The sequence below is a fragment of the Arthrobacter sp. SDTb3-6 genome, assembly GCF_013376095.1.
Taxonomy (GTDB): Bacteria; Actinomycetota; Actinomycetes; order Actinomycetales; family Micrococcaceae; genus Specibacter.
This window is the reverse complement of record NZ_JAAMFN010000116.1, coordinates 1-1,197: the sequence shown is the minus strand read 5'-3', so window position 1 is coordinate 1,197 and position 1,197 is coordinate 1. Positions and strand designations below refer to the sequence as shown.

Here is a 1,197-nt window from a genome sequence, read left to right as displayed (position 1 = left end):
AGCGTTTATTCGCCTGGGCGGGACCCTGTCTCCTGGCGGACAAACCGGCCCGCCGCCAAAACGGCGGCCAGGGCAAGCGCCGAGCAGGCCGCCATCGAGACGGCCATCGGCACGGCGCTGTGCTGCCCGGCGATCCCCGTTAGCGGACTCACCAACCCGCCGAAAAGGAACTGGATGGTTCCCAGGACGGCCGAGCCTGCCCCGGCCCGCCCCGGGACCCGGCCCTGGGCCAGTGCCACGGAGTTGCCCATGATGAAGCCGAGGCAGGCCTGGTTGACGAACAGGTGCACCAGAGTGGGCCAGCCAGTAAGGCCGCCCAAGACCAGGCCGAGCCCCACCAGGTTGACGACGCACGCCGTCGTGATCGCCGTGCGGAGGATCGTGGCGGGAGCCACCTTGTCCACCAGCCTGGTATTGATCAGTGCGCCCACAATTGCACCTCCCGCGTTCACCGCGAAAACCACGGAGTAGCCCAGCGCCGAGAAGCCCAGCACGTTCTGGAAGACGAAGGATGAAGCTGAAATGTAGGAGAACAACGCGCCGAAAGTGAAACCGAATGTCATCACGTAGGCCATGTATGAATGCGTGCGCATGACTGCCAAGGCGTTGCCCACGACGCCGCCCAGCCCACCCCGGTGCCGCTTTTCCACCGGCAAAGTCTCCGGAACCACTAACACCGAACCAGCCAGCATCAGCAGCCCAAATACTGCGAGCGCCCAAAATACTGCCTGCCACGGTGCGACGCTGGCGATGACCCCGCCGAAGAGGGGTGCTACCACCGGGGCCAGGGAGGTGATGGTCGCCAGCACCGAGAAAAGCTTCGCCGCCTGGCCGTCTGAGGCGATGTCCGAGACCACGGCGCGCGCAATCACCACCCCCGCCGCACCGGACACGCCCTGGACCGCGCGCAGGCCAATGACCGCGCCAATGCTGGGTGCAAACACGATGGCAATGCAGGTGGCCAGGAACAACACATTGCCCGCGACCATCAACCGGTGCCGGCCAACCATGTCGGAAACCGGACCCAGCAGGAACTGCCCGACTGCCATGCCCACCATGTAGGTGGTCAGGGTCAGCTGGACCGCCGATGCCGAGGTTTGGAAAAACTCCGTGACCCGTGGCATCGAGGCCAGATACATGTCCGTGGCCATCGGACTGACGGCGCTGAGGATGCCGAGGGCCATCACGAGCAAAACC

Annotated in this window: 1 protein-coding gene; it reads right to left on the bottom strand. The window is 65.2% G+C overall.

Translation table 11 applies throughout. From position 1 onward, the window contains the following. Positions 1-5 precede the first annotated feature (5 nt). Positions 6-1,197 (bottom strand): multidrug effflux MFS transporter (locus G6035_RS19555; protein WP_256128154.1); only part of this gene is annotated, 1,192 nt, incomplete at its 5' end.